Source organism: Bradyrhizobium sp. 1200_D9_N1_1 (genome assembly GCF_052075915.1).
In the GTDB taxonomy this organism is placed as follows: domain Bacteria; phylum Pseudomonadota; class Alphaproteobacteria; order Rhizobiales; family Xanthobacteraceae; genus Bradyrhizobium; species Bradyrhizobium diazoefficiens.
Window position 1 is genome coordinate 3,095,813 of sequence record NZ_CP197226.1, and the last position, 25,842, is coordinate 3,121,654.

At 64.9% G+C, this 25,842-nt stretch carries 22 protein-coding genes; 8 read left to right on the forward strand and 14 right to left on the reverse strand.

Translation table 11 applies throughout. The features are described from left to right. Nucleotides 1–24 precede the first annotated feature (24 nt). Complete coding sequence (locus AB5K84_RS14835) at nucleotides 25–1,374, forward strand: 8-oxoguanine deaminase (protein WP_162603695.1); 1,350 nt, start codon at nucleotides 25–27, stop codon at nucleotides 1,372–1,374. A gap of 106 nt (nucleotides 1,375–1,480) precedes the next feature. Here AB5K84_RS14835 and AB5K84_RS14840 read toward each other — a convergent pair whose 3' ends face one another. From AB5K84_RS14840 to AB5K84_RS14855, 4 genes are all read right to left on the reverse strand, one after another. Continuing rightward, entirely contained in the window at nucleotides 1,481–2,557 is a 1,077-nt protein-coding gene (locus AB5K84_RS14840) for a BMP family ABC transporter substrate-binding protein (protein ID WP_162603694.1), read from the reverse strand. 78 nt (nucleotides 2,558–2,635) lie between these two features. Beyond that, nucleotides 2,636–3,553 carry an ABC transporter permease gene (locus AB5K84_RS14845; protein ID WP_011088898.1) on the reverse strand — a complete coding sequence of 306 codons (918 nt, stop codon included), beginning with the start codon at nucleotides 3,551–3,553 and terminating at the stop codon, nucleotides 2,636–2,638. Next, nucleotides 3,540–4,631 (reverse strand): ABC transporter permease, encoded by a 1,092-nt coding sequence (locus tag AB5K84_RS14850; protein ID WP_028174405.1) that lies wholly within the window; start codon nucleotides 4,629–4,631, stop codon nucleotides 3,540–3,542. Before AB5K84_RS14850 ends, AB5K84_RS14845 begins: the two co-directional genes overlap by 14 nt. Next, nucleotides 4,615–6,186 (reverse strand): ABC transporter ATP-binding protein, encoded by a 1,572-nt coding sequence (locus tag AB5K84_RS14855; protein WP_028174406.1) that lies wholly within the window; start codon nucleotides 6,184–6,186, stop codon nucleotides 4,615–4,617. Before AB5K84_RS14855 ends, AB5K84_RS14850 begins: the two co-directional genes overlap by 17 nt. A 573-nt stretch (nucleotides 6,187–6,759) precedes the next feature. On the opposite strand from AB5K84_RS14855, the gene AB5K84_RS14860 reads away from it, so the two are divergent. Beyond that, nucleotides 6,760–7,866 carry a hypothetical protein gene (locus tag AB5K84_RS14860; protein WP_097532429.1) on the forward strand — a complete coding sequence of 369 codons (1,107 nt, stop codon included), beginning with the start codon at nucleotides 6,760–6,762 and terminating at the stop codon, nucleotides 7,864–7,866. 195 nt (nucleotides 7,867–8,061) lie between these two features. Here the strand turns inward: AB5K84_RS14860 and AB5K84_RS14865 are convergent, their stop codons facing one another. Genes AB5K84_RS14865 through AB5K84_RS14890 form a run of 6 tightly spaced genes read right to left on the reverse strand, consistent with a single transcriptional unit; the run spans nucleotide 8,062 to nucleotide 13,942 of the window. Further along, complete coding sequence (locus tag AB5K84_RS14865; protein WP_110116803.1) at nucleotides 8,062–8,541, reverse strand: nucleoside deaminase; 480 nt, start codon at nucleotides 8,539–8,541, stop codon at nucleotides 8,062–8,064. Nucleotides 8,542–8,554: 13 nt separating this feature from the next. Next, nucleotides 8,555–10,087: an ABC transporter ATP-binding protein gene (locus AB5K84_RS14870; RefSeq protein WP_110116802.1), complete on the reverse strand. Its 1,533-nt coding sequence runs from the start codon at nucleotides 10,085–10,087 to the stop codon at nucleotides 8,555–8,557. Further along, nucleotides 10,084–10,767, reverse strand: a complete 684-nt coding sequence (gene biuH / locus AB5K84_RS14875) for a biuret amidohydrolase (protein ID WP_097532426.1) — start codon at nucleotides 10,765–10,767, stop codon at nucleotides 10,084–10,086. The genes AB5K84_RS14870 and biuH overlap by 4 nt, the downstream gene beginning before the upstream one ends. Nucleotides 10,768–10,792: 25 nt before the next feature. Further along, nucleotides 10,793–11,719 carry an ABC transporter permease gene (locus AB5K84_RS14880; protein WP_110116801.1) on the reverse strand — a complete coding sequence of 309 codons (927 nt, stop codon included), beginning with the start codon at nucleotides 11,717–11,719 and terminating at the stop codon, nucleotides 10,793–10,795. Nucleotide 11,720: 1 nt separating this feature from the next. Beyond that, nucleotides 11,721–12,833: an ABC transporter permease gene (locus AB5K84_RS14885; RefSeq protein WP_110116800.1), complete on the reverse strand. Its 1,113-nt coding sequence runs from the start codon at nucleotides 12,831–12,833 to the stop codon at nucleotides 11,721–11,723. Further along, nucleotides 12,830–13,942: a BMP family ABC transporter substrate-binding protein gene (locus tag AB5K84_RS14890; protein WP_038966718.1), complete on the reverse strand. Its 1,113-nt coding sequence runs from the start codon at nucleotides 13,940–13,942 to the stop codon at nucleotides 12,830–12,832. Before AB5K84_RS14890 ends, AB5K84_RS14885 begins: the two co-directional genes overlap by 4 nt. Nucleotides 13,943–14,350: 408 nt before the next feature. On the opposite strand from AB5K84_RS14890, the gene AB5K84_RS14895 reads away from it, so the two are divergent. Then, the gene (locus tag AB5K84_RS14895; protein WP_162603830.1) at nucleotides 14,351–15,625 is read left to right on the forward strand and encodes an allantoate amidohydrolase; all 1,275 of its coding nucleotides are present in this window, start codon (nucleotides 14,351–14,353) and stop codon (nucleotides 15,623–15,625) included. 96 nt (nucleotides 15,626–15,721) lie between these two features. Next, nucleotides 15,722–17,095, forward strand: coding sequence for a hypothetical protein (locus AB5K84_RS14900; protein WP_097532424.1), 1,374 nt, complete (start codon nucleotides 15,722–15,724; stop codon nucleotides 17,093–17,095). Between the two features lie 9 nt (nucleotides 17,096–17,104). Here AB5K84_RS14900 and AB5K84_RS14905 read toward each other — a convergent pair whose 3' ends face one another. Both AB5K84_RS14905 and AB5K84_RS14910 read right to left on the reverse strand, forming a co-directional pair. Next, nucleotides 17,105–18,424, reverse strand: a complete 1,320-nt coding sequence (locus AB5K84_RS14905) for a dicarboxylate/amino acid:cation symporter (RefSeq protein ID WP_028174415.1) — start codon at nucleotides 18,422–18,424, stop codon at nucleotides 17,105–17,107. An 86-nt stretch (nucleotides 18,425–18,510) separates the two neighbouring features. Then, a complete protein-coding gene (locus tag AB5K84_RS14910; RefSeq protein WP_011088885.1) occupies nucleotides 18,511–19,524 on the reverse strand; it encodes a formamidase in 1,014 nt (337 codons plus the stop codon). 197 nt (nucleotides 19,525–19,721) lie between these two features. Between AB5K84_RS14910 and AB5K84_RS14915 the strand changes: the two genes are divergently transcribed. Genes AB5K84_RS14915 through AB5K84_RS14925 form a run of 3 tightly spaced genes read left to right on the forward strand, consistent with a single transcriptional unit; the run spans nucleotide 19,722 to nucleotide 23,669 of the window. Then, complete coding sequence (locus AB5K84_RS14915) at nucleotides 19,722–20,390, forward strand: TetR/AcrR family transcriptional regulator (RefSeq protein WP_028174416.1); 669 nt, start codon at nucleotides 19,722–19,724, stop codon at nucleotides 20,388–20,390. A gap of 8 nt (nucleotides 20,391–20,398) precedes the next feature. Further along, entirely contained in the window at nucleotides 20,399–22,264 is a 1,866-nt protein-coding gene (locus AB5K84_RS14920) for an adenine deaminase (RefSeq protein ID WP_162603693.1), read from the forward strand. 13 nt (nucleotides 22,265–22,277) lie between these two features. Next, the gene (locus AB5K84_RS14925) at nucleotides 22,278–23,669 is read left to right on the forward strand and encodes an NCS2 family permease (protein ID WP_011088882.1); all 1,392 of its coding nucleotides are present in this window, start codon (nucleotides 22,278–22,280) and stop codon (nucleotides 23,667–23,669) included. Nucleotides 23,670–23,676: 7 nt separating this feature from the next. On the opposite strand, the gene AB5K84_RS14930 is transcribed toward AB5K84_RS14925, so the two are convergent. After that, the gene (locus AB5K84_RS14930) at nucleotides 23,677–23,898 is read right to left on the reverse strand and encodes a hypothetical protein (RefSeq protein ID WP_038966715.1); all 222 of its coding nucleotides are present in this window, start codon (nucleotides 23,896–23,898) and stop codon (nucleotides 23,677–23,679) included. A gap of 353 nt (nucleotides 23,899–24,251) precedes the next feature. Here AB5K84_RS14930 and AB5K84_RS14935 point away from each other — a divergent pair, with 353 nt between their 5' ends. Beyond that, nucleotides 24,252–24,434, forward strand: a complete 183-nt coding sequence (locus AB5K84_RS14935) for a hypothetical protein (RefSeq protein ID WP_025576443.1) — start codon at nucleotides 24,252–24,254, stop codon at nucleotides 24,432–24,434. A 26-nt stretch (nucleotides 24,435–24,460) separates the two neighbouring features. On the opposite strand, the gene AB5K84_RS14940 is transcribed toward AB5K84_RS14935, so the two are convergent. Then, the gene (locus tag AB5K84_RS14940) at nucleotides 24,461–25,837 is read right to left on the reverse strand and encodes a vWA domain-containing protein (RefSeq protein ID WP_011088880.1); all 1,377 of its coding nucleotides are present in this window, start codon (nucleotides 25,835–25,837) and stop codon (nucleotides 24,461–24,463) included. Nucleotides 25,838–25,842 lie beyond the last annotated feature (5 nt).

The following is a 25,842-nucleotide window of genomic DNA, read 5'->3' on the forward strand; positions in this document are numbered from 1 at the left end:
GCGGATGTGGGGAGAAACAGGATCATGAGCGACGCAAAGCCGATCTGGATCAGGGATCCCCTGGCCATCCTCGCCGACGGCGCCGGGCGCGGGATCGTGGTGAAGGATGGCCGGATCGTCGAGCTCGTGCCGGCCGGCGGCGTGCCTGCGACGGCGGATGTCGCGGTGTTCGACGCGAGCGAACACGTCGTGCTGCCGGGCCTTATCAACACGCATCATCATTTCTACCAGACGCTGACGCGGGCGCTGCCGGCGGCGATGGACCGCGTGCTGTTTCCCTGGCTCCGGGCGCTCTATCCGGTGTGGGCGAGGATGACGCCGGAATCGCTGGAGCTCGGTGTGACCGTGGCGATGTCCGAGCTGCTGCTGTCGGGCTGCACCACCACGACCGATCATCACTACGTGTTCCCGGCGGGGCTCGAGGAGTCCGTCGATATCGAGGTCGGAGTCGCAAAACGGCTCGGCGTGCGCGTGCTGCTGACACGCGGCTCGATGAACCTGTCGCAGCGCGACGGCGGCCTGCCACCGGACAGCGTCGTGCAGGACGAGGACACGATCCTCGCCGACAGCGCACGCGTCGTCGCGAAACATCACCAGCGCGGTGCGGATGCGATGGTGCAGATCGCACTGGCGCCTTGCTCGCCGTTCTCGGTGACGACCTCCCTGATGCGCGCGACCGCCGATCTCGCCGACAAGCTCGACGTGCGCCAGCACACCCATCTCGCCGAGACCGAGGACGAGAACAAATTCTGCCAGCAGATGTATGGCTGCCGTCCGCTCGACTATCTCGAGCAATGCGGCTGGCTCAACGCGCGGACCTGGCTCGCCCACGGCATCTTTTTCAACGCCGACGAGATCAAGCGGCTCGGCAAGGCCAGGACGACCATCAGCCATTGCGCCTGTAGCAACCAGCTTCTGGCGTCCGGCTGCTGTCCGGTCTGCGAGATGGAGGATGCCGGTGTCGGGGTCGGCATCGGCGTCGACGGCTCGGCCTCGAACGACGGGTCGAATCTGATGCAGGAGGTGCGGGCCGCGTTCCTGCTGCAACGGGCGCGCTACGGGGTGACGAAGGTCAGCCACAAGGATGCGCTGCGCTGGGCCACCAAGGGCTCGGCGGCCTGTGTCGGTCGGCCGGAACTCGGCGAGATTGCCGTGGGCAAGGCAGCCGATCTGGCGCTGTTCAGGCTCGACGAACTGCGTTTCTCCGGCCATGGCGATCCCCTGGCCGCGCTGGTGCTGTGCGGGGCGCACCGGGCCGACCGGGTCATGGTGGCAGGACAATGGGCCGTGATCGACGGCGCGATTCCGGGACTGGATGTCGCCGATCTCATCCGCCGCCACAGTTCCGCGGCGCGGGCGATGCAGGCGGGATAGGGGCGGACTAAAAAGAGGGGGCAACCACAAGTGCCGGGTGCTTGTGGCTACCCCCTCCGAACCTCCTCCGGGAGGAGCAGGTGGTCCAGGCAATGCAAGAAGCGTGCTACTTGCCCGGCAGCTTGTCGTCGATGCCCTTGACGTAGAAATTCATGCCAAGGATCTGGCCGTCAGCGAGATTGGCGCCGCCCTTGCACTCGACCTCCTTGCCGTCCTGCCCAACGATCGGGCATTTGAACGGATGCAGCTTGCCGGCGGTGATCGCGGCCTGGGCATCCTCGGCCATCTTCTTCACGTCGTCGGGCATGTTGGTGTAGGGCGCCATCGCGAACATGTGGCTGTCGAGGCCGCCCCAGGTGTCCTCGGACTTCCAGGTGCCGGCCAGCTCGGCCTTGACGCGCTCGATGTAGTAGGGGCCCCAGGTGTCGAGGATCGAGGTCAGCTGGGTCTTGGGCCCGAACTTGATCATCTCGGAATCCTGGCCGAAGGCGAGCTTGCCGCGTTCGCTGGCGATCTGCATTGCCGCCGGCGAGTCCGTGTGCTGCATGATCACGTCGGCGCCCTGGTCGATCAGCGCCTTGGCGGCGTCGGCTTCCTTGCCCGGGTCGAACCAGGTGTTGGCCCAGATGATCTTGACCTTGATGTTCGGATTGATGGTCTGCGCCGCGAGGATCGTCGCGTTGATGCCGGAGACGACCTCGGGAATCGGGAACGAGCCGATATAGCCGAGCACGCCCGACTTCGACATCTTGGCCGCGATCAGGCCCTGGATGTAGCGGCCCTGGTACCATTTGGCCGAATAGGTCGACATGTTCTTGTCGCGCTTGTAGCCGGTGGCGTGCTCGAAATGCACGTTCGGATACTTCTTGGCGACCTTCAGCGTCGGGTCCATGTAGCCGAACGAGGTGGTGAAGATCAGCTTGTTGCCGGCGCGGACGAGTTGCTCGATGGCGCGCTCGGCGTCGGGACCTTCAGGGACGTTCTCGAGCGTGGTGGTCTCGATCTTGTCGCCCAGTTCCTTCACCAGCGCCAGGCGTCCTTGTTCGTGCTGGTAGGTCCAGCCGAGGTCGCCCACCGGGCCGAGGTAAATGAAGCCGACTTTCAGCTTGTCGGCGGCGGAGGCGGCACTGACGCTTCCGGCAAGCAGAAGCCCGGCAGCCAGCGCAAAAAGTGATTTTCTCATCATCAATCTCCAGATAGTCGGGGAAAGCCACGATCCGCAGCGTGCGCGCCCCATCGCGCCCGTCGCGGAAATGAAAACTCAGCGGTCAGGCACGAACACGGTGCCGAGCGCGGCCGGCGCGGTCGAGCCGCCGGTGCGCGCGCGGGACAACAGGACCAGCACGATGACGGTCGCGAGGTAAGGCAGCGCCGACATGAATTGCGAGGGAATGCCGACGCCCCAGCCCTGCGCGTGCAGTTGCAGGATGGTCACCGCGCCGAAGAGATAAGCACCGACCACGAGCCGGCCCGGCCGCCAGGACGAGAACACCACCAGCGCCAGCGCGATCCAGCCGCGACCCGCCGTCATGCCCGGAATGAAGAACGGCGTATAGGCGAGCGGCAGATAGGCGCCGGCAAGGCCGGCGCAGGCGCCGCCGAACATCACGGCGAAGGTGCGGATGCGCAGCACGGGATAGCCGAGCGCATGCGCCGAGACGTGATTGTCGCCGCAGGCGCGCAGGATCAAGCCCGCCCGCGTGCAGTACAGGAACCACCAGACGCCGATGATCAGCGCGATGGAGAAATAGACGAAGGCGTCCTCGCCGAACAGCACGCGGCCGACCAGCGGAATGTCGGTGAGGCCGGGAAGGGCGAGATGCGCAGCCGGCGTGATGCGCTCGCCGACGAAGCCGGCGCCGATCAGGCCGGAGAGCCCGATGCCGAGAATGGTCAGCGCGAGGCCCGTTGCGACCTGGTTGACGGCGAGCCCGAGCGCCATCAGCGCGAAGATCAGCGACATCAGCGTGCCCGCGACGATGCCGAACAGCGCGCCGACCAGAATCGAGCCGGTCAGCCAGGCGCCGGCAAAGCCGCAGGCCGCGCCGACGATCATCATTCCCTCGACGCCGAGATTGAGCACGCCGGAGCGCTCGGTCACGAGCTCGCCGGTCGCCGCGATCAGGAGCGGCGTCGAGGCGGCGAGCACCGCAAGGATGATGGCTTCAACCAGTTCCACGGGCCACCTGTCGGTTCGGGAAGACCAGCTTGAAGCGGTAGAGGATGAGGGAGTCGCAGGCGAGCACGTAGAACAACAGAATGCCCTGAAACACCTTGGTGACATCCAACGGGATCTTCATCGCGATCTGCGCCTGCTCGCCGCCGATAAAGGTCAGTGCGAGAAAAAGACCTGCAATTAATATTCCAAGCGGGTTCAGCCGGCCGAGGAAGGCGACGATGATCGCCGTAAAACCGTAGCCTGGCGAGATGCCGGGCTGGAGATGCCCGACGGGACCCGCGACCTCAATGATGCCGGCAAGGCCCGCGAGCGCGCCGGAAACCGCGAAGGTCAGGATGATCAGCTGGTCGGCGTTGAATCCGCCGAACCGCGCCGCGCGGGGCGCTGCGCCGACTACGCGAATCTCGAAACCCTTGATGGTTCGTCCGAGCAGGATCGCCGCCGCCGCAACGACGAGCAGGGCGATGATCGACCCGAGATGCAGCCGGCCGCCTTCGATCAGCAGCGGCACCGTCGCCACCGGATCGAATTCGGCGGTGGTCGGGAAGTTGAAACCGTGCGGATCGCGCCAGGGGCCACGCACGAGATAATCAAGGAAGAGGTCGGCGACATAGACCAGCATCAGGCTGGTCAGGATTTCACTGGCGCCGAACTTCACCTTGCAGATCGCCGGGATCAGCGCATAGAGCGCGCCTGCAGCGGCTGCGAGCACGAGCATGGCCGGCAATACCCAGGCCCCGGCGTCAGTGCCTTGCGTCTTCACCGCGATCCAGCTTCCGGCGACCGCGCCGATCAGGAATTGCCCCTCGGCGCCGATGTTCCAGGCATTGGCGAGATAACAGAGCGACAGGCCGATCGCGATCATCACCAGCGGCGTCGCCTTCACCGCGATCTCCTGGAGCGAATAGCCGTCGGTCAGTGGCGCGATGAAATAGGCATGCAGGGCGAGGAGCGGATTCTTGCCGAGGATCGCGAACAGGATGGTCATGGTGACGATCGTCAGGCCGATCGCGATCAGCGGCGAGACCAGAGCGATCGTGTTGGAGCGCTCGGCGCGCTTCTCAAGCACCAACTGCATGCGCGGCCTCCTTCGGCTCCAGGCTGCTGCCGCCCATCAAAAGGCCGAGTTTTTCGCGGGTCGCTTCGCTTGTTGCGAGCGGCGCCGACAGGTGGCCGTGGAACATCACGGCGATGCGGTCGGCGATCTCGGCGAGCTCATCGAGATCCTGGCTTGTCACCAGCACCGCGGCGCCGGCGGTCGCGAGATCGAGCAGCGCCTGGCGGATCACCGCGGCGGCGCCGGCATCGACGCCCCAGGTCGGCTGGCTGACCACCAGCACTGCCGGGTTGCGCAGGATCTCGCGGCCGACGATGAACTTCTGCAGATTGCCGCCGGAAAGGCTCGCAGCCTCCGGATCGCGCTTGGCCTTGCGCACGTCGAAGGTTTCGGTCGCGCGATCGACGGTCTTCAGCGTCGCGGCGGTGTCGATGAAGCCGCGATGGACCATGCCGCTGGCGGCGTGCCCGGTCAGCAGCGCGTTCTCCGACAGCTTCATGCGCGGTGCGGTGCCGTGGCCGAGCCGCTCCTCGGGAACGAAAGCGGCACCCAGCTTACGCCGGTGCGTGATCGACAGATGCCCGGCGGCGATGCCTTCGATCACCACCGTGCCGGGGTCCTTGGACAGGCGCTCGCCGGAGAGCGCGGCGAACAGCTCGTCCTGGCCGTTGCCGGCGACGCCGGCGATGCCGAGAATCTCGCCGCCCTTCAGCTCGAACGAGATGTGCTCCAGCCGAACGCCGTGCGCTTCGCTCGGCGCGAGCGAGAGGTCGTTGACGACGAGCCGCGGCACGGTGGTCTTGCGGCCGGCGGGCGCTTTGACCTCCTTGATCTCGCCGCCGACCATCATGCGCGCGAGCGAGGCGGCGGTCTCGAGCCGGGGATTGCAGGTGTCTACTTTCTTGCCGCCGCGCAGGATCGTGGCGGTGTCGCAGAGGCGCTTCACCTCCTCCAGCTTGTGGCTGATGTAGAGGATGGCGCGGCCTTCGGCCCTCAGCCGCTCCAGCACGATGAAGAGCTGGTCGGCCTCCTGCGGCGTCAGGACGGCGGTGGGCTCGTCCAGGATCAGGAATTTCGGATCCTGCATCAGCGCACGGACGATCTCAATGCGCTGGCGCTCGCCGACCGACAATTGCCAGACCTCGCGTCTGGGGTCGAGCGGCAGTCCATAGGTCTTCGACACCTGCTCCAGCCGCGCCGACATGTCCTTGAAGGATTCTTTCCCATCGAGGCCGAGCGCGACGTTCTCGGCAACGGTGAGGTTGTCGAACAGCGAGAAATGCTGGAACACCATGCCGATGCCGCGGCTGCGAGCTTCCGACGGGCCCGACAGCACGATTCGTTCGCCCTGCCAGCGAATCTCGCCGGCGCTGGGTTGGATCAGCCCGTAGATCGCCTTGACGAGCGTGGATTTGCCGGCGCCGTTCTCGCCCAGCAGCGCGTGGATTTCCTTCGGCCAGATATCGATGTCGATGGAGTCGTTGGCGAGGAAATCCCCATAGCGCTTGGTGAGCCCGAGCGTCTGAAGCAGCGGGGACTCGCCGGAATGCAGGCCGTTAGGCGTCGGATCTAACATTCGCTGATGCGCTTGCATGGGGTGAAGTGCCTCAATAGTGAGCTAGTTTGAACCGCCGCGTAAGGTGTGAAAAAGCGTCATCCCTTGCTCAACGCTTCGGCAGGCGGCGAGTCGCCGCTCTCGCCGTGCGCGGATCGTGCTCCAGCGCCTCAGGACTGTCCTTGCGGGCGCGGCTTGCGCGTGACGTCTGTTGCAAATTTGTGACGGTTCAAGCCAAATCGGAACCGGCTGTGCAGGCTTGACGTGGAGTTGAGCAAAGTCGCGCCACCGCGCGTATGCATTTGCAGGCCGACGTGACGATGGCCGCCGATCATCATGTCTGTCCTTTCGCCCCGACATGAAAAGCAAACAAAATCAAACGGGAATGTCCGGCAATGGCCCGCCTTGCCTTACCGCATGCAGGCAGGTGGGAGCGCACAAGAATCCTCAAAACTCCGCGGAGAAGAGCCACCGGCTGCCGAAACAAGCGGCATGCCTTGAAAAAAGTTGAGGCTTCTCACCCCGGGAGATCGGCGCAAGTGTCGCACCCAAGGGACGTTCATTTTTACGTGTCCAAACTTGGGGGTATTCAGGATGTCGTTTCGCTTCAAGGCAATTGCAGCCGCCGCGCTGTCACTTGCTACGCTCGCTACCTCTGGCCTGGCCCAGGCGGCGGATCTGCCGGTCAAGGCTGCCAAGAAGCCGGCCGACCTCCCGTTCTTCCTGGTGATCGACAACCGCGTCACGTTCTCCTGGATGCCCAAGGGCACCGACCCCGGCATGTGGAGTGTTCGCCCCGACGGCAGCATCAACGGCACCACAGCCAAGCAGGTCTACTCCTTCACCCACTTCGACCTCTGGGCCTACGGCACCAACTTCTTCACCATCTCGATGTTCAAGTCGGGTCACAATGACCCCGCCAGCCCTTGCGTCGCGCCCGGCGTGAACATCGGCGGCACCGCCAGCGACTGCGCGGGTGCGACCGAGATCTATGGCCTGTTCCGCTCGACCTTCGGCTGGAACGAGATCTTCAACACAAAGGCCTTCACCATGGGGCCGCTGCACAACATCTCGTTCGAAGTCGGCATGGACGCCAACACCGAGAACACCTTCCTCGCGCCCGCCAAGCGCGACGTCGTCGCCGGTCTCCAGTTCGCCTTCGACCTTCCCTACAAGGGCTACATCAACGTCGCTCCGTTGATGTACTGGGAGTTCTCGAACCACAACGCCTTCACCCAGTGCGGCCTGTTCGGACCGGGCGTTGCGGGCGTGACGTGTAACTCGGACGGCAATGTCAGCTACAACCCGACCTGGGCCGTCGAGATCAACTACTACATGGACCTCGGCTTCCTGCCGCCCAACATGCAATTCTGGTCGATCAGCGGCCGCGCCGGCTGGTACGGACCGAAGGGCGACTCGAACGGCCTTCCCGCGCTGTCTGGCACCGGCATCTTCAGCACCAAGTCCAAGACCGAGCTGAACAGCGAACCGATCCGCCTGACCTTCGATGCCTCGAAGGCGGTCTGGGGTGACAAGTACTCGCACTTCGTCGACCTCTGGGTTGCCTACCGCTACTGGCAGAACAAGTTCGGTCTCGACCACAACGCCATGGCGGGTGTCTGCACGGTCGCCGCGACCGGCCAGAGCACCAAGAGCTGCACCGAATCGACGGTCTACGGTGGCATCACTGTGAAGTTCTAATCGGCTGAAGACTCCAAGCTGCAACGACGGCGCCGCGCATGACCCGTGCGGCGCCATTTGTATTTACGGGAAGACGCTGCCGTAGGGTGGGCAAAGCGAAGCGTGCCCACCACTTCTGCTTCGATTGCATTCAAATGGTGGGCACGGCGCAAGAGCGCCTTTGCCCACCCTACGCTTCCGAGTTTGTGGTGGCGGCTACTTCGTCCACACGCCGTCGTGCAGCACCTCGGCCTCGTCCTCCAGCAGCGGCCCGACGACTTCCGTCGGTCGCTGGCCGCTGGCAAAGACCGTGCGGCAGGGCAGATCGAGGGTCGGGTTCTCCGGGTGGTTGCCGGTGACGCCGCGCAGGCGGTGCTCGCTGAGGCCGTAGACGACGCGGCCGATGCCGGCCCAGTAGATCGCCCCGGCGCACATCGCACAAGGTTCTGCCGAGGAGTAGAGCGTGGCCTTTGCGAGCACCTCGCGGCTGAGCGTGCGGCAGGCCTGCGTGGCCGCGAGGCGCTCGGCATGCGCAGTGCCGTCGCAATCGGGCATGTAGCCGTTCTCGGTCTCGATCAGCACCTTGCCGTCCGCACCGACGACGACGCAGCCGAAGGGATGGTTGCCATGGGTGAGGGAACGGCGGGCGACCGCAAAGGACAGACGCAGAAAGTGCTCGTCGCGTGCGCCGTCCATCGGTCCTCCGCAGTCAGTGTCCCGCCATGTGCCGGCCGACCACGGTGAGATCGGCTTCGCTGGTTCGTGCTTCATACACGAACTCGCCGTGGAACATTACCACGAGGCGATCGGACAGTTCGAGCAGTTCATCGAGGTCTTCGCTGACGAGCAGCACCGCCGCGCCGCGGTTGCGGGCCGCCATGATCTCGGCGTGGATCTGCGCCACCGCCGCGAAGTCGAGACCGAAGCAGGGATTGGCGGCAATCAGCACCTCGACGTCGCCGCCGAGCTCGCGGGCCAGCACGGCGCGCTGGACATTGCCGCCCGAGAGCGCCGAGATCGGCGTATCGGGCGTTCGAGTCTTGATCTTGTACTGCCCGATCTTCTTCATGGCGTCGTTGCGGAAGGCGCTGCGATTGAGCCACCAGCCGCCGCTGGCGAACGGTGCGCGGTCGAACTCGCGGAAGGCGATGTTGTCGGCGACGCTCATGCCGCCGACACAGGCGTTCTTCAGCGGCTCCTCGGGCAGCAGCGACATCTTGTGGCGCCGCATTTCCTCGCGGCTGGCGTGATAGGGATCGCCGGCGACGCGGACCTCGCCGCTCTCGGCCTCGCGCTGGCCGGCCAGCACCTCGACGAGCTGGCGCTGGCCGTTGCCGGAGACGCCGGCGATGCCGACGATCTCGCCGGCGCGCACGGTGAGGGAAACGTCATGGACGGCAATGGCGCCGGCGTCGTCGAGCGCGCGAATTTTTTCCAGCTCCAGCCGCGCCTGGCCGGCTTCGCCGGTGCGCGGCGGCTGCACCGTCAGCTCCTCGGCGCCGATCATGGTGCGCGCCATCGCGTCCGGCGTCAGCTCGGCAACCTTGCCGGCTCCGGCGAGCTTGCCGCGGCGCAGGATCGTGACCTCGTCGGCAAAGGCCATGACCTCGCGGAACTTGTGCGTGATCATCAGGATCGTCAGCTCGCCTTTGACGACCATGTCGCGGAGCATGCCGAGCACCTCGTCCGCCTCCGCCGGCGTCAGCACCGAGGTGGGCTCGTCCAGGATCAGGAAGCGGCGCTTCAGATAGAGCTGTTTCAGGATCTCGCATTTCTGCCGTTCGCCGGCCGAGATGTCGGAGACTCTTGCGGAGAGCGGCACCTTGAAGGGCATCCGCGCCAGAAAGGCCTCGAGCTGCTTCATCTCCTTCGACCAGTCCACCACGGCCGGCACAATGTCACGTGCCAGAACGAGGTTTTCGGCGACCGTCATGGCCGGCACCAACGTGAAGTGCTGGTAGACCATTCCGAGGCCGAGGGCGTGAGCGTCTTTCGGGTTGGCGATCGCCTGCTCGCGGCCGCCGACGATGATGTCGCCCTCGGTTGCGTGGTAATAGCCCATGATGCACTTGACGAGCGTCGACTTGCCGGCGCCATTCTCGCCGAGCAGCGCATGGAATGACCCCGGCCGCACCTTCAGCTCGACATTGTCGAGCGCCAGGAAATCGCCGAAGCGCATGGTCATGGCGATGGCGTCGACGCCGAACGCGCCTGAGGGCGGAGGCGTTTCGCCGATGATCACGAAATCGCTCCTATGAAGGCCTCGGAGGTCGAGACCGCGCCGAATACGCCGCCCTGCATCTTGATCATCTTCAGCGCATGATCGTGATTGCTCTTGTCCGTGGCGCCGCAGCAATCGTGCAGCAGGACACATTCGAAGCCGCGGTCGTTGGCCTCGCGCATGGTGGTGTGGACACAGACGTCGGTGGTGATGCCCGTCAGCACGATGTTCTCGATGCCGCGCACGCGCAGGATCAACTCCAGGTCGGTGGCGCAGAACGAGCCCTTGCCAGGCTTGTCGATGATGGGCTCGCCCGGCAGGGGGCTAAGCTCCTCGATGATGTCCCAGCCGGGTTCGCCGCGCACCAGGATACGTCCGCAGGGTCCGGGGTCGCCAATGCCGGCGCCGATCTGCCGCGAGCGCCAGCGCTTGTTGGCGGGCAGGTCGGAGAGATCGGGACGATGGCCCTCGCGGGTATGGATGATGTGAAAGCCTTGGGCGCGCATCGCCGCGAGCAGCTTCTTGATCGGCTCGATCGGCGCCCGCGTCAGCGAGAGGTCATAGCCCATCTTGTCGACGTAGCCGCCGACCCCGCAGAAATCGGTCTGCATGTCGATGATGATCAGCGCCGTGTTCTCGGGACGGAGGTCACCGTTATAAGGCCAGGCATAGGGCTCGGACTTGATGTAGCGCTCGGGCATGGACGACCTCGTTGCGTGTCGCGCGTTACCGTGTGATCGAGAGTTCGGCGGGCGCGCCGGTCAGCGTGCGTTTGGGCGAACTGGTGATGATCATGATCGCCAGCGTCAGGATGTAGGGCGCGGCGTTGAAGAGGTGATAGCCTGAGGTGACGCCGACCGATTGCAGTGCCGGTCCCAGCGCCGCGGCGCCGCCAAAGGCGAGCGAGGCCCACAGGCAGAGCAGGGGATCCCAGCGCGCGAAGATGACAAGCGCGACCGCGGTGATGCCCTGCCCGGAGGACAGGCCCTCGTTCCAGCTTCCGGGATAGAACAGCGACAGGAACGAGCCGCCGATGCCGGCGAGGAAGCCGCCGACCATGGTGGCACGCAGGCGGATTAGCAGCACGGAGTGCCCCATCGCCCGTGCCGCATCCGAGCTCTCGCCGGCGGTGCGGATGAGAAGGCCCCACCGCGTGGTTCTGAAGGCCCAATACAGGATCGGTGCCAGCGCGACGCCGATCAGGAACAGGACATTGACGCGTAGCGCCGCGCGGACCTGCGGGATGTCGCTCCACCAGCCGAAATCGATCGCGGGCAACCGCGGTGCGGTGGGCTCGATCAGCGGCTTGCCGAGATAGAAGGCAAGCCCGGTGCCGAACAGCATCAGGGCGATGCCGACCGCGACGTCGTTGACGCGCGGCAGCGAGCAGATGCCGGCATGCAGTGCGCCGAGAAGCGCCCCGGTGATGCCGGCGGCGAGCACACCCAACCATGGTGATCCCGAGAGATAGGAGATGCCGTAGGCGCTCATCGCGCCCATCACCAGCGTGCCTTCGAGGCCGAGATTGATGCGGCCTGAGCGCTCCGTGATGCATTCGCCCAGGCTCACGAACAGGAAAGGCGTGGAGACGCGAATGGCTCCGCCGAGCACGGCGAGCGGGACGGTCCAGAGTCCGATCGATCCGTCTGCCATCTCAGGATCTTCCCTTCAAGAATCCGATGCGGCCGTAGAGCGCATCGCTGGCCAGCACGAAGACGAAGATGATGCCCTGGAGCACCAGCACGGAGGCGTCGGGCAGCCCCAGGCGGCGCTGCAACAGGCCGCCGCTGGCGCTGATGCCGCCGAGCAGGATCGCGACGGGGATGACGGCGAGCGGATTTTGCCGCGCCAGGAACGCAACGAGAATGCCGGTAAAGCCGTAGCCAGCCGCGAGATTGGCGTTGGTGCGCCCCTGCACGGCCGCGACCTCGACCATGCCGGCAACGCCTGCGGCGCCGCCGGCGAGGAAACAAACGGTCAGGATCAGCTTGCTGACGCCGAGGCCGACGATCTTCGCGGCGCGGATGTTGCCGCCGGCGACCCGCGCGGCGAAGCCGAACACGGTGTGATAGATCAGGATGTAGGCGGCGATCGCCGCGATCAAGCCGAAGACGAGACCCCAATGCACGTCGGTGCCGGGGATGGAGCCGATCATGTTGGCGGCACCGATCTCGCGGGTCGACGGCTTGTTGAGGCTGGCGGGATCGCGCATCAACCCCTCGACGAGATGGTTGAGGATCGCGAGCGCGATGTAGACGAGCAGCAGGCTCGAGATGGTCTCGTTGACGCCGCGGTACTGCCGAAGCGCGCCGGATAGCATGATCCACAGACCGCCACCGATCACGCCGGCGATGACCATGGCGATCTGCACGACGAGCGGCGGCATGCCTTGGAGTGCGAGCGCAGCACTCGTCGCGGACAGCGCGCCGATCAGCAGCGCGCCTTCGCCGCCGATGATGACCATGCCGAGCTGCGCGGGCAGCGCGGTGCAGAGCGCAGTGAGGATCAGGGGCGCTGCGCGCGTCAGCGTGTTCTGCCAGGAGAACCAGGTGCCGAAGGCGCCGTAGTACATGTAGAAATATAGGTCGAGCGGGTTCTTGCCGAACATCGCGACGAAAATGCCGAAGACCACGAGCGCGCCGGCGAGCGCCGCGCCCGGGATCAGGATGTACTCGATTGTCGCGCCGTGGCGCTGGAGGAATCCCGGATCGGCGGCCGGGGCAATTGTCCCGGCCGCCTCGGCGGAATCCGCCGCTTCCGTGGTCACGAAGTCGCTCCGATCACGCCTTCGACGAGATAGTCCATCTTCTCCAGTTCGGGATCCTTCTGGCCGCGATCGGTGCCGGCAGGGATCATCGTCTTGCCCTTGTTGTCGACGAGCCCTCCCTTGAAGATCGCGTATCCTTCCGCCGACAAGAACTTGGCCTTGATGTCGTCGGCATGCTTGCGCGCTTCGGCGGAGACGGCTTCGCCATAGGGCGAGGTCTTGACGATCTCTTCCTTGAGGCCGCCGCGATAGAAGTTCGGGATGCTCTCGCCGGCGGCGATCATCTTGACGAATTTCGGATAGAGCGCTTCCCAATTCCACTCGGCGCCGGTGAGATACGCCTTCGGCGCGAGCGGCGACTGGTTGGTGTGATAGCCGCAGACGAAGGCGCCGCGGCGCGCCGCGTTCTCGACCATCGTCTTCGGCCCGTCGACGTGGCAGGTGAGGACGTCCACGCCCTGGTCGATCAGGCTGTTGGTGGCTTCGGCTTCCTTGACCGGCATAGACCAGTCACCGGTGAAGATCACCTGCGTCGTCGCCTTGGGATTGGCGAGCTTTGCGCCGAGCGCGAAGGCATTGATGTTGCGCAGCACCTGCGGGATCGGCTTTGCGGCGACGAAGCCGAGCTTGCCGCTCTTGGAGGTGTAGCCGGCGACGATGCCGGAGATGTACTGGGCTTCGTCGATATAGCCGAAATAGCTGCCGGCGTTCTTCGGGTCCTTGTCGGTCCAGAGGCCGCCGCAGTGCTCGAAGCGCAGCTTCGGGAACTTGTTGGCCATCTTGATCATGTGCGGATTGTAGTAGCCGAACGAGGTCGGGAAGAGCAGGGTGGCGCCATCGAGATTGATCATGGACTCGATCGTCTTCTCGACCGCGTCGGTCTCCGGCACCTTCTCTTCCTCGACGACCTTGAGGCCGGGAATCTTCTTTAGCGCTGCCGCGCCCTGGGCATGCGCCTGGTTGTAGCCGTAGTCGTCGCGCGAGCCGACATAGATGAAGCCGATGGTGGTGTCGGCCGCGAAGGCCGGGCGGGCGCCCGCCGCCGCGCCGAGGGTGAGGGCGGCGCCGCCCTGCAACAAATGACGTCGTGAAATCCTGCCAAAATCCATTGCTTGCTCCCCTTGGCGGATGCCCCGCCTTGATCTCGCGGCCACCGCCGGTTTGGCGGAGCCGGGATAAGTTGTCGCAAGCTTTGTGCCAGAGGCTATGAAGTGTGCATAACGATACAAGCTATTGAAAAATAAAGGATATATATCTTGATGGAATCCTGCTGAGGAAAATAGCAGGTCAATTTATGGGCAATGTTGTTCTATTGTATGCAGTGGAGTTGAGCAGTCTTAACCAGCTCTCGCATGTGCATGACTGGCGTCGGGCAGTCTGCCGGCGAGGCGCATTCATGCTAACCACGCGCTGATTGGGACGGCGCCGGCCGCATTATTTTGCTGGCACCGAACTTGTATCGATCGCCGCCAGGACCGCCGCCGCCGCGGTCCCAGAAGATGGAAAGCTCGACCGAGATGGGTGCTGCTACCGCCGTTCAAGATGCATCGCTCGGCGAGGAGATCGTTCGCCGCATCAACGTGCTCGGCGCGATTTCGGAAGAGACCGACAAGCTCACCCGCATCTATCTCAGCAAGGAGCTGCGCGCCGCTGCGGATCTCATCCTCGGCTGGATGCGTGAGGCCGGCATGAGCGCGCATCTCGATGCGATCGGCAATGTCTGCGGCCGCTATGAGGGCGAGCGGCCGGGGGCGCCCTGCCTGATGCTCGGCTCGCACTACGACACCGTGCGCGACGCCGGCAAATGGGACGGGCCGCTGGGTGTGATCACGGCCATCGCCTGCGTCGCCGATCTCAACCGCCGCGGCAAGCGCCTGCCGTTCGCGATCGAGGTCATTGGCTTTGCCGACGAGGAGGGGGTACGTTTCGCCTCAACGCTGCTCGGCAGCCGTGCGGTGGCCGGCACTTTCGACGAGAGCGTCCTGAACACGCGCGATCGCGACGGCGTGTCGATGCGCGATGCGCTCGTCAAGTTTGGCCTCGACCCGGACCATGTCGGCGCGGCCGCGCGGGCCCGGCGCGAGTTGTTGGCCTATCTCGAATTGCACATCGAGCAGGGTCCGGTGCTGGAAGCACAGAACCTGCCCGTCGGCGTTGTCACCGCGATTGCGGGCGCGACACGGCTGGCCGCGCGGCTGAACGGCATGGCCGGTCACGCCGGCACCGTGCCGATGGCGCTGCGCCGTGACGCGCTCACCGGCGCGGCCGAATGCATCGGCGCGATCGAGCAGTTCTGCCGGACCGACGAGGGCGGCCTGGTCGGCACCGTCGGCTACATCCAGGCGAGGCCCGGCGCGACCAATGTCATCCCGGGCGAGGTGTCCTTCACCATCGACATGCGCGCGCCGACCGACATGCACCGCAAGCGCGCGGTCGCCGACGTCGTCAGGCAGATCGAGGCGATCGCTAAGCGCCGGCAGCTGGCGCTCCAGCTCGATGTCACCCACGAGAACCGCACCGCACCCTGCGCGTCCTGGCTGAAAGACCAGATCGCGCAGGCGATCGCCGCGGAAGGCGTTTCCGTGTTCGACCTGCCGAGCGGGGCCGGGCACGACGGCATGGCCATGATTGACATCGCCGATGTTGGCATGATTTTCGTCCGCTGCCGTGGCGGCGTCAGCCATCACCCGGACGAGCATGTCGAGCTCGCCGACGCCGACGCCGGCGCACGGGTGCTGCTCAGGGTGATCGAGAATTTCAGGCCGCGGGAGGATCGCGCCAGCGCGAAGTGACTATCGGGAGCCCGCACGTCATCGGGACGAGACACGAATCAGTCACGCTTGGAACGGTGGCCGGCCATCGCCGGGATCCCGAGACACCAGGCGCACATGAACAGCGATATTTCCTTGCCGTCACATCGCGGAAATCGGTTTTACCAGGGTATGGCCGCGACCTTTGCCGCCAACGCTCTTCAGGCCGTCAATTTTCTCGGTGATCGATTCCTGAGAAAGTCGCATCCTTCGTTGTCGGCCATCGAGGATCTTTACCGGCACTCGATGGACAGCGCCTTCTCGGTGACCGAGTCCTTTCTCGTCACGGGAGCGCCGCACGCATCCGCCTATTATCCGCGCGACTTCGCCTGGTTCTATCCTGATGTCCTCGACCCCGAGACCATCATGGATGCGCAGGACGCGGTGCGGCGGGCGCGTCTGCTCGAAAAGAGCGTCCGTCTGTTGCTGGAGGCGGTTCGAGCCAACGTCGTCACGACGACCATCGTCCCGGCGGGACACGCACGGTATCTCGGCGTGAACTATTTCTCGCGCCCGTCGGACACGCTGCTCGGCATTCTGGCCGGCCTGCGGCAGATGATCTTTGCCGAGGAGAGAGCGTCGTCCTATCTGGCGATGTCACAATGCGCGCATGCCGGCCGCTTGTTGCTGGCCGAATACGGTGGCGACCTGAAGCGCGCGATCCTTCAACTCGCGCGTGAGCTGGAGCCGTTCGACGACGACGGTGTCAGGTATTTGCTCTGCGACGCCCGCGCGCCGCGTTCCGCGGCGACGGACACGCGTGCCGAGCGCAGACGTTTCGTCACCAACGCCTGCGTCTACACGACGTTCGTGTGGGGCGTGCAGCTCGGGGTCGTCGACGAGAATGAGCTGAAGCGGCTGCTCGGGCACGACCTCGGACACTACAAGAGGGACCTGCTCCGCCTGTTCGGCAAGGGCGGCTATATCAGGCACTCTCTGGATGGTCCGGCGGGCTCGCCGGTGTCATCGGTCGCCCTGGACTTCGTCAGCGTGCATCGCGGATTTTGGGATATGAGCGAGGCAAGCGAGCGCGCGCTGTTCGCGGCCACGACGGATCTGATCATCGCCGAGCCGCGTTTCCGCATCCCCAGCACGTTCCATTTCCTGGTGTCCGCGGATAATCCCCGGAACAAGATGATCCACAAGATCGCAGCTCCCGCCTATCAGGGGCGTTCGTCCTGGCCGACCTTCAACGTCGAGTTTGCCGATCGCATGCTCGACTACGACGAATTCTCGGGAGGCGATACCTATCGGGCCTGCGCCCAGGGGATATTGAAGGACATCCGGACCGCGACCGAGGTCCATGGCGGTTATCAGGAATTGATCTCGGAGCATGGTCTGAAATATCGCACCTGGGCTTACAAGGGCGCCGTAGCTCACTCCTGGTTTCCACGCTTCCTGTCCGTTTGGAGGAGGGCGTATGGAACGCCGCTCCTCCAGTGGAACGATTGATCCGGAGCGCTAGCCCGCCGTCACGTCCACCATCTCGCCGCCTTCGAGCACCTTGGCCGCCTTGGCGCGGTCGAGGTCGCCTTCCCAGGCCGCCACCACCACCGTCGCCACGCAGTTGCCGACGAGGTTGCCGAGCGCGCGGGCCATGCCGATGAACCAGTCGACCGAGAGCACCAGCACGAGGCCGATTGCCGGAATGCTCGGCACCGCGTTGAGCGTCGCGGCCAGGATCACGATGGCGGAGCCCGGCACGCCGTGTGCGCCCTTTGAGGTGATCAGCGAAACGCCGAGCACCAGGAGGAGATCGCCGAACGACAGCGGCGTGTTGGTCGCTTGCGCGATGAACACGACGGCAAGTGTGAGGTAGATCGAGAAGGCATCGAGGTTGAACGAATAGCCGGTCGGGATCACGAGGCCGACCACGGAATCCTTCACGCCCATGCGCTCCAGCTTCTTCATGATCTGGGGCAGCACCGCGTCGGAGGACGCCGTTGCGAGCACGATGGTGAGCTCCTCGCGCAGGTAGGCGAGGAATTTGAGGATGTTGATTCCGGCAAGCGCCATCACGCCCCCGAGCACGCCAAGCACGAAGATGCCGACCGAGACGTAGAACAGCATCACCAGTGAGACGAGCTGCTTCAGCGAGCCGACGCCGTATTTGCCGACGGTGTAGGCGACTGCGCCGAGCACGCCGAGTGGAGCGACACGGACGATAAGCCCCATGACGCGGAACAGCACGGTGGAGGCTGCGTCGATGATGGAGGTGACGAGCGCGCCCTTCTCGCCGCCGACGAGCGCAAGACCGACGCCGAACAGCACCGCGAAGAACAGCACCTGGAGCACGTCGTTGCGCGACAGCGCATCGAAGGAGGTGGTCGGGATCACGTTCATCAGAAAGGCGCCGATGCCGCCGCCGGACAGCTTGTGGGCGTTGTCGGCGTAGGTGTTGAGCGCCTTCGCATCTAACGTCGACGGATCGATGTTCATGCCGTGGCCGGGGCCGAACAGGTAGGCGAGCAGCAAGCCGACCACGAGGGCGACCGTCGTCATGACCTCGAAATAGACCAGCGCCTTGACGCCGACCCGGCCGACCTTCTTGAGGTCGCCGGCGCCGGCAATGCCGTGGACGACGACACAGAACACGATCGGCGCCACGATCATCGAGATCAGCTTCAGGAAGGCGTCGCTGAGGATCTTGAGCCCGATCGCGAAGTCCGGAACGGCCATTCCCAGGATGACACCAAGCGCCAGCGCGGCCAGGACCTGGACGAACAGTGAGGCGTAAAGCGGCTTGCGCTCGGCGGCCGGGGCCGCGGCAATGGTCGACATGGTGAACTCCCCCAATTTGGCGCGTCTCGGGCGTCAAAAGGAGCAACTACCGTGCCAGAATGTCGCGGTCGGAGCCGAAAACGGCTCTATTCCGCCGCCTTCGCCGTCTTGCCGTACATCCGTGTCGGTGCCGGGAAGCCACAGGAACTGCCGTCGGTGACCTTGACCTGGTCTTCCCACGGCAGGCGGAAGGTGCCAGCGACCATGTCCTGCATGAAGGTATAGGGGCAGTCCATCGCGCCGCCTTTCACCGCGACATAGCCGCGGTGCCAGAGCTGGTAGATGTTGTTCTCGACGCCCCAATTGATCCGCGCCTCGCGCACGAGATCGGGCCGCACCTCGGCGGTGATGATCTCGTCGGCGCGACCGGTGGTGCCGTGCGCCAGCACCGCGCCGTCGAAATTGACGATCATGCCTTCGCCCATGGAATCGAACGAGCCATCGCTGCCGCACATGCAGACATTGGCCGTCACCATCAGATTCTGGAACGAATTGGCCTGGTTGGTGAAGCGCCAGGCCTCGCGGATCGGCGCGGTGTAGCCCGCAGTGCGGATCATGATCTCGGCGCCCTTGTAGGCGCATTCCCGCGCCATCTCCGGGAACATGCCGTCATGGCAGATGATCAGCGCGATCCTGGCGCCTTTCGGACCCTCGATCACGGGAATGCCGATGTCGCCGGGCTCCCACGGCTCGACCGGAATCCAGGGATGGAGCTTGCGGTAGTACAGCTTGATCTCGCCGTGGTCGTCGATGATCAGGCCGGAATTGTAGGGATTGCCGTGCGGGTTGAACTCCATGATGGAGAAGCAGCCCCAGATCCTGTTGTCGACGCAGGCCTTCTTGAAGGCCGTGACTTCGGGTCCGTCGAGCCGGCACATGATCTCGGGATTGGTGTCCATCGAGAGGCCGTGCAGCGAATATTCGGGGAACACCACCAGATCCATGGTGGAAAGGTTGCGGCGCGCCTTGCCGACCATCCAGACGATACGCTCGGTCTGCCTTGCCAGATCGGCCCGCGTGACGACGTTCGGCAGTTGCAGCTGCACGAGCCCGATGACCACGCCCTCAGGCGATTTGTTCAACCCGCCAAGCCCGTTCATGATCAGCTCCCTTGCTGGAACCAGAGCGCCGCGCCGCTGCGTGCGATCGTTTCGTGGAAGAGCAAATCCGATTTTGGCGACGCGCAAAAGTCCATTTTTCAGGCGGGCGGCCGAGCGTGCCGACGCCCATTGTTGCGGCGCGGCGTGCCTCAAGTCTCGGCTTGACCCTCCAAATCGCCTGATGTCAGACTTCTGACATGAGTACAGCAAAGCGACATATCGCCAGTCTTCGTGACGAATATGCCGAGATGACGCGGCAGCGCATCGTTGCGGCTTTCGTCGAAACGCTGGAGGACGAGGCGGCCGACGACATCTCCATGGCCGCGGTGGCCAAGCGCGCGAAGGTGGCCGAACGAACCATCTATCGGCACTTCAAGACCCGCGCGGAACTGTTTGCTGCGGCCGGCGAGTGGATCGAGGACAACGTCTTCAGCTACATTCCCTTCACCTCGCCTGACGAGCTGCCGGAGATTTTCCGCAAACTGTGCAAGCGGTTCGACCGCCATCCGCATCTGGCGCGCGCCATTGCGATGACGCGGGCCGGCCGCCGGGTGCGCGCCGGCTTCCGGCGGCACCTGATCGACCAGCATCGCAAGGCGATGGCGCCGCTGGTGCGACATCTCCCCGCGAAGGAGGTTCGCCAGGCGGAGGCGCTCGCGTCCTATCTCAACAACGTGCTGGCCTGGAATGCGATGCGCGAGGATTTCGGCATGACCAGCAGCGAGATCGCCGATGCCATCGAGTGGGCGCTCACGACCCTCCTGAAGGATGTCCGGCAGCGCGATGCCGCTGCGGCGCGGGGCGGCAAGGCCGGCAAATCTTCGCGGACGCGGACCACGAGCCGCGAACGTACCGGCGTAGAGTGAGGCAGGTCATGAATGCGATACCCGACGATCTTCTGATCAATGCGCCCGACGAGGTTCGCATCCGCCAGGACCTGGTGCTGACGGCGCTCGGCCACCGGCCGGCCGATCGCTCCTTGCGGGTCGGCAGGCTGCTCGATGTGCACAGCCGTACCTGGAGCGAAGATCAGGTGATCGTCTTCAAGGGCCGCCGCATCGCCTGGGTCGGGCCCGCCGGCAGCTACCCGGGCGAGGTCCGCGAGCGGGTGCATCGGCCCGATGTTGCCGCCGTGCCCGGCTTCGGCGAGGTGCACAAGCATATCGAGAGCTCGCATCTGACGCCGGAATGGGAGGCCGCGCTGGTGCTGCCGCATGGCAATACCTGGACCTGCGAGGCAAGCCACGAGTTCTCCAACGTCAACGGTGCGCGCAATCTCGAGTTCTGGTTCGAAGCGCGTCGCCGCGGCTCGCCGCTCAAGATCTTTCCGCAGCCTGGTTCGGCGGTGCCACCCACGGCCTATGAATGGGGTGGCGGCTGGTATGGCCGCGACGAGCAGGCGCGCTTCATGGCCGAGAGCCTGATGGTGACCGGGCTCGACGAGGTCATGGACTGGCCAGCGGTCTGGAATCCCGACAATCCGTCCTACAAGCGGCTCTGGGGCATGATCGAGGCGACATTCGCGGCGCGCGGCGTCGTCGAAGGCCATGCCTCCGGCTTGCGGGATCTGCCCTCTATCAACGCCTTTGCGGCGGCCGGGCTCGCGTCCGACCACGAAGTGCAGACTCCGGAAGAAACCTGGGACAAGCTCACCCGCGGCCTGTTCGTCGAGCTGCGCGTCTATGCCATGGACGAGATCGTCAGATGGCTGCTCGCGAAGGGTTTGCAGGACTGGTCGCAGATCGCGTTCACGACGGATGACCGCAGTGCCAGCCACACGCTCGAGCTCGGCGCCAGCGACCACAATGCGCGGCTCGCGATCGAGGCCGGCCTCGCGCCGGAAATCGCCATCCAGTGTCTCACCATCAATCCGGCGCGCCACATGCGGCTTACGCCGTTCGTCGGCAGCCTGGCTCCAGGCCGTTTCGGCGACGTGGTGCTGCTTTCGGATGTTGGCAAACTCACGATCGCCGAAGTGTGGGCCGACGGCGTCCAAATCTCCGAAGGCGAGCGCTACATCGGCCAAGTGCCCGAGATCGTCTGGCCGGACTGGGCAACGAAGACGGTCAACATCAAGCGCTCGATCAAGCCTCAGGATTTCGAACTGCGAGCCGAGCCCGGCCGTGCCACGATGAAGGCGGCCGTGATCCGTCCCTTCCATTGGCATCCCGAATTCTACACCCTCGAACTGCCGGTGCGTGACGGTGCCGTGCAGCGCGACGAGAGCGAGGCCATCACCAAATTTGCGATCGTCGACCGCTTTTCGGGCGACGGGCGCATCGCAAAGATGTTCTGGCGCGGTTGTGGACCGCGCACGCCGGAGACGGCGGTTGCCTGTTCGGTGGCGCACGACAAGCACAATATCTGGGTGGTCGGCTCCTCAGACGCGGCCATGGCGAAGGCGGTGAACGCGCTTATCGAACTTCAGGGCGGGTGGGCGCTGGTGCGTGAGGGAGAGCTCGTTGCAACCGTGCGCTTCGAGGTCGGCGGGCTGATGAGCTGCCGCTCGGCGCAAGCGCTCGATGCCGAGATGCAGGCGCTCTACGCGGAGGGGCGCAAGGTCGACTGGATGTATGAGCCGACCTACCGGCCACGCTGGTATCCGGGATTCCCCGAGCGGCTGATGTTCGCGACGCTGACCTGCGCGCCCTGGAGCTGGGTGCTGGTGGCGCCGTGTGAGCAGGCGCCGCTCGGCTTCATCAACGTGCAGACCGGCGAAGCGCACCCGGTGATCTGGTAGGGGGGAGGACCGGATGAACGAGATGACGAAGCCGCAAGCCGCCTCCGCAGAGCCGGCGCCGCGCGCAGCCGCCGGACTGCTCGATCGCATCTTTGGCCTCACCGAGCGTGGCACGAGTGTCGGCCGCGAGGTGATGGCCGGCGCGACCACGTTCGCTGCGATGGCCTATATCATCGCCGTGAACCCGGCGATCATGTCCAACGCCGGAATGGATCGTGGCGATCTGGTCAGCGCCACGGCACTCGCCGCGATTTTCGGTTCGATGATGATGGGGCTGTGGGCCAATCTGCCGCTCGCGGTTGCGCCGGCTATGGGGTCGAACGTCATCTTCACCTATGTCATCGTCAAGCAGATGGGCATGCCTTGGCAAGGTGCGCTCGCCATGGTCGCCTTCACCGGCGTTCTGTTCCTGATCCTCAGCCTGTCGAAGCTGCGCGAGAAAGTCGCGAAGGATGTGCCGGAAGCGCTGAAGATCGGCATCCAGGCGGCCGTCGGCACGCTCATCGTCTTCATTGCGTTGCGCGGCGCCGGCTTCGTGGTCCAGAACCCGTCGACCTACATCGCGATGGGATCGCTGCGCAGCCCGCCGGTGCTGTTGACGCTGTTTGGCCTCCTGCTCACGCCGGTGCTGGTGGCGCGCCGGGTTCCGGCGGCGCTGATGCTGTCGATCGCGGTACTCACCCTGATCGGCTTCTTCGTTCCCGGCGGCAACGGCAAGATGGTGACGTCGGTGCCTTCGGCGATCATGTCATGGCCCCGCTGGCCGAGCAGCACGTTCATGGCGCTCGATTTCGGCTATCTCTTCAGCCATTTCGTCGTCGCGCTGCCGCTGCTGTTCTATTTCCTGTGTGCCGAATTCTTCTCGACGCTTGGCACGCTGATCGGCGTGACGGGCGCCGCCAACCTGCGCAAGCCCGATGGCTCGATCCCGAACGCCACCGCTGCGTTTGCCACCGATGCGACGGCATCCATCGTCGGCCCGCTGCTCGGCACCTCCGTCGTCACGGCGTACATCGAGTCCATCACCGGCGTGCAGGCCGGCGGCCGAACGGGGCTGACTTCGCTGACCGTTGCGGGGCTCTTCTTCCTTGCGCTGTTCTTCTGGCCGATCTTCGTCATCATCCCGCCGCAAGCGACTGCGCCCGCGCTGGTGCTCGTCGGTGTGCTGATGATGCAGGGGCTTGCCCGCATCGACATGACCGATCTCGGCAACGCGGTTCCGATCGTGCTGACGCTGCTCGTCACCGTTCTGACCAACAACCTCATCAACGGAATGGCCCTGGGAACGCTGAGCTACATCGCCCTGGAAGTGACAGTCGGCCGGCGGTCGCAGATTCCGGCGATGGTGTGGGGGCTCGGCGCCGTGTTCATCGCTTACGCGATCGTGATCGCCCAGATCTTTTGATGTTCGCCTACGCCGCGAGATCCAGCAATTTGCACGATCCGCGCACCAGCGCCTTGCGGCCGGCCGGTGTCATCGCGGGCGCGCCGTCATCGACGACGACAAGGCCGAGCTTGACGAGGCTTTCGACGACATAAGCCTTCGCGAGGCGACCATTCGACACCGGATTGCGAAGCGCCTTCAGTGCTTCCCACTGGTCGGGTGAAAGATCGAAGTCGAAATCGTTGCTCATATTGCCTCAAGCGATCGTACCGTTCGCGCGCCTCTGTTAACGGCGCTGCATGAAGACCATGCGACGACAATGAGTCGGGAATTCGGTGAGCTGCTTGGAACATCTCTTCACGAATTGCCGCACTTCGTTGCGCCACAAGAGTTAAGATCGTTCGCGCACGACTATCGTCCCGACCTGCGATCACTAATTGATGATTGGCTGTTGATCGTGTGGTGAAAGCTACCGCAGTGCACGGCAAGCATTGCTGTCCCATTCTGCGTCGCAATATGCACAGAAATCGTGAGGCGAGGGGTACGGGACTCTGCTAGGTTGATTCGCAGGGGATTGGCTTCACACAACTGGAGTGTGAGTGCATGAACAGGCTGGTGGAAATTCGCAGTCAGGAATTCCTGTGCCGGGAGCGCGCCGCGCTGGATTCGGAGCGCCGGATGTTCTGGCTCGCGCAGGCCCAGGAATGGGAGCAGCGCGCGCTCGACGAAATCGCCTATCACTTTCGAGAGTGCAACCTCGTCCAGGCCGAGTTGGCTGCCGCCTGACGCCAGACGACGGACGTGATCCCCGTCTACTGATAAGTCGCCACGATATCGGACACTGCGCGCTCGAGCTGGTGCGCGGTGGCGCATTGGCGCACCACGCTGCAAAAGGTCGCATAGCGGGGCATCTCCGAATCGCCAAAACCCCAGGCGAGCCGCCCCTCGGGATTGAGCCAGACCAGCCGCTTCGAGCGCTCGGAGATCCGGCGCAGGATGTCGGCGCGCGGATCGAGATTGTTGCTGCGGGCATCGCCGAGCACGATCACCGTGGTCTGCGGCGTCAGCGCGCTCATGAAATCCTTCTCGAAATCGACCAGCGACGAGCCGTAGTCGGATGAGCCGAAGCCGACTTTGGACATGATCTCGGCCATCGCCTCTTCCGGCGACTTCGATTCCAGAATGTCGCTGACCTCGATCAGATGTGAGGAGAAGGCGAAGGAGCGGACGTCGTCGACCACCTCGTGCAGCGAGTGGATCAGGAGCAGGAAGAAATCGGAGACCTGCGCGACCGAGCCGGAGACGTCGCAGAGCGCGACGATTTTCGGCCGGTCGCGATGCTTGCGCTTCCACGCCGTGAGGAAGGGCACACCACCCCAGGCCGCATTGCGGCGCAGCGTGCGGCGGACGTCGAGATGCCCGCGGCGCTGGCGCTTGCGCGGCTTGGAATAGCGCTCGCGCAGGCGGCGCGCGATCTGGCGGATGAGGGCGCGCATCTCGGCGACCTGGCGCCGCTCGATCCGCGCAAGCGGCGCGTTGCGCAGGATCTCGTTGCGCAGGTTTTCGGCCTCTTCGCGGGCATAGAGCGCAAGCCCCTGGGAGACGGTGTCGCGGACCGCTTCGCGCAAGGCGTCGAGCGCGGCGCGCAGGCGCTCGGCCAGCGCGGGATTGGTTGCGGTCAGCTCATCGAGTTCGTCGCGCAGGCGCTGCAGGCCCATGGCATCGAGGATGCGGCTGGAGAAGATGCCGCGCTGTGTGGAATAGCGGATGTCGGACAGGGACGCGGCGCCGGCCCCGCTGGCGATCGCTGCCGCGATCGCATTGCGATCCTGCGACAGCAGCATCTGCGCGAGCGGGCCTAGTCCCTCCTGCGGCGAACCGCCGCCCGCATCACTGGACGCGCTGGAAGAGGGGGCTTGATCCGTCTCCTGCGACGCATCCTCGTCGGTGCCTTCGGGCTGCTCCTGCCGCGGCTCCGGCTGGCTGAAGAACAGATCAAAGCAGTCGCCGAGCGCGAGTTTCTCGTCCTGCGATTTGGCGAGCGTCAGAAGCAGGGTGTCGCGCAGGATGGTTCGGTCTGAAAAGCCGACCTGCGCGACCGCGCGCATCGCGTCGATGCTTTCGGCGGGCGAGACGTGTACGCCCGCGCCACGTGCGGCCCGAAAGAAACGATGGATGTTCTCGCGCATCGGCG